This is a genomic window from Arthrobacter sp. Y3223164 (assembly GCF_059091005.1).
On the sequence record NZ_JBNHGF010000787.1, the window covers coordinates 1 to 579 of the forward strand.

General features: G+C 73.9%; 1 protein-coding gene and 1 pseudogene. Both read right to left on the reverse strand.

The window, feature by feature from the left end; translation table 11 throughout:
- Positions 1 to 290, reverse strand: a pseudogene (locus tag AC5RUJ_RS18010) (gephyrin-like molybdotransferase Glp); the annotation flags it as partial.
- Between the two features lie 112 nt (positions 291 to 402).
- On the reverse strand, positions 403 to 573 hold the full coding sequence (locus AC5RUJ_RS18015) for a TOBE domain-containing protein (protein WP_494156487.1): 171 nt from the start codon (positions 571 to 573) through the stop codon (positions 403 to 405).
- Positions 574 to 579 lie beyond the last annotated feature (6 nt).

A 579-nucleotide genomic window follows, 5' to 3' on the forward strand; every position in this document is an offset into this window, starting at 1 on the left:
ATCGGCGCGGCCGCGTTCGGCGGCAACGCCGGGGCGGCATAGCCCGCGGGAATCGCCGGGGCCACGGCGAACCCCGCCCCGCCGGTTGTCTCCGTGCTGCGGACCGCGTAGCCGTCCATCTGCGAGTTCGCGAAGGGCGGCAGGCTCATCGGCGCGGCCACGTCGGCGGCCAGCACCCGCCCGAGGGCCGACGCCAGCGCCACCGTCTCGCTCCCGGCGAGGCAGTCCCGTGCGGCGTGACGGAGCAATTCCTCGACGACGGCGCAATGCCCGGCAACGCTCTGTGCCACTGGCCCTCCTTGTCGCAGGCGGAACCGACGGCCGGGTGCCGGAAAGGGTGCCGCGCGTGCATGTTCTGCTGCCATCCTAGGGGACGGCCTTGGGCGGCCCCGCACGGGGACGTCAGCGCGGGTAGATCGATACCTCGGCCGCCTTGACCACAAAGTGCACGCGTTCCCCCGGCGCCAGCGACAGGTCGGAAACCGCGGCGGGCGTGACCTCGGCGGCCAGCGCGCCGGCCCTGACCGTGACCAGGCCGCCGTGCGGGACGAGTTCGGTCACGGTGGCTTCCACGGCGTT